The sequence below is a fragment of the Mesorhizobium sp. M7A.F.Ca.CA.002.04.1.1 genome (assembly GCF_004022805.1).
In the GTDB taxonomy this organism is placed as follows: domain Bacteria; phylum Pseudomonadota; class Alphaproteobacteria; order Rhizobiales; family Rhizobiaceae; genus Mesorhizobium; species Mesorhizobium ciceri.
This window is the reverse complement of sequence record NZ_RZPL01001143.1, coordinates 1-1,015: the sequence shown is the minus strand read 5'-3', so window position 1 is coordinate 1,015 and position 1,015 is coordinate 1. Positions and strand designations below refer to the sequence as shown.

The 1,015-nt window shown below is 61.7% G+C and carries 2 protein-coding genes and 1 pseudogene; 1 reads left to right on the top strand and 2 read right to left on the bottom strand.

Annotated elements, in window-relative coordinates; translation table 11 throughout:
- Positions 1–432: pseudogene (locus ENZ75_RS32845) on the bottom strand (muramidase); the annotation flags it as partial.
- Here ENZ75_RS32845 and ENZ75_RS35500 point away from each other — a divergent pair.
- Positions 353–628 carry a hypothetical protein gene (locus ENZ75_RS35500; RefSeq protein ID WP_164748023.1) on the top strand — a complete coding sequence of 92 codons (276 nt, stop codon included), beginning with the start codon at positions 353–355 and terminating at the stop codon, positions 626–628. The pseudogene ENZ75_RS32845 and the gene ENZ75_RS35500 overlap by 80 nt on opposite strands.
- Before the next feature lie 72 nt (positions 629–700).
- Here ENZ75_RS35500 and ENZ75_RS32840 read toward each other — a convergent pair.
- On the bottom strand, positions 701–1,015 hold a 315-nt coding region (locus ENZ75_RS32840), incomplete at its 5' end, for a phosphodiester glycosidase family protein (protein WP_206617166.1).

Here is a 1,015-nt window from a genome sequence, read left to right as displayed (position 1 = left end):
CGCCTTGATGTAGGCGAAGTTGGCGCCCTGCGCCCGCAGCTTGTCCCAGTTGACGTTGCCTTGCCAACGCGAGACGTCGACGCCGTGCACTGCAAGGCGGCGAGGCGAACCCTTGCCGAAATTGATCGGCTTGGCGTCGCGAAAACCGTAACGGGTGAGCGGCCCGGCAAGCATGGCCGGTGCCGCGCGGGTCAATAGCTTGGGCGGCGACACCAAGGCTGCCGGCTCGACCGGCAGCCCGCCGATATCAGGCACTTGGGGATCAGGCGCATCAGGTGCGGCAAACACCCCCGTCTCTTCCTCCTCCGCCAAGCCGAACGGGCGCGTTTTTTCCCCCGGACCGTTGTCAGACATGGGAGCCAATCCGGCCCTTGCCGCCCTGTTGCCCCTTGCCGCCGGAGCAGCGGCGATCGGTGCCGGCGGCCGGATCACGGAACTGGTGGTCTCGTTGGAGGGTTTCTGCAAATCCAGCGCATCGACGCCGGCCGTTGACGAGCAGCCGGCAAGGCATAGCGATGCTATCAAAAAACTGACGACGCCCGGAATCCGCATCTGGACCTGTACTCAAAACACAACAGACCGAGGGCGAAACGACAGCCGACGGACAAACCGGATCAGTTATGAATGAGAAATTACCAATAAAGTTTGAATCAAGTTTTTTTCGCCATACCGCATGCGGGTAAGCGCGGTGGAAACTGGCTCAGGATTTCCTGAAGACGCCGATCATCGGCCCGAGATTCCAGTAGTCGTCTTTGCGGCCGATGGCAGGCGCAAACAGGCTGGATATCGTGCCGTCGAGGAACAGCGCGTTATCGCAACCGAGCGCGTCGCGGAAAAGCCGGGCGAAGGCATGGAAGGTCACCGTGCCATTCGAAATCGCAAAGACCGCGACGCCATCCTTTCGCACCCCGACACCGTCGCGGGTTTTCCGCGAAGTGCCGTCGGCCTGGAATTTCGGATGCAGCTTGCCGTCGATCACCAGCATCGGCCCCGATTGCGTCGCATAGTCGACGGT

Excerpts from the sequence above, each read along its gene's own strand:
- ENZ75_RS35500 (WP_164748023.1), top strand. The coding sequence starts at position 353 with ATGGGAGCCAATCCGGCCCTTGCCGCCCTGTTGCCCCTTGCCGCCGGA.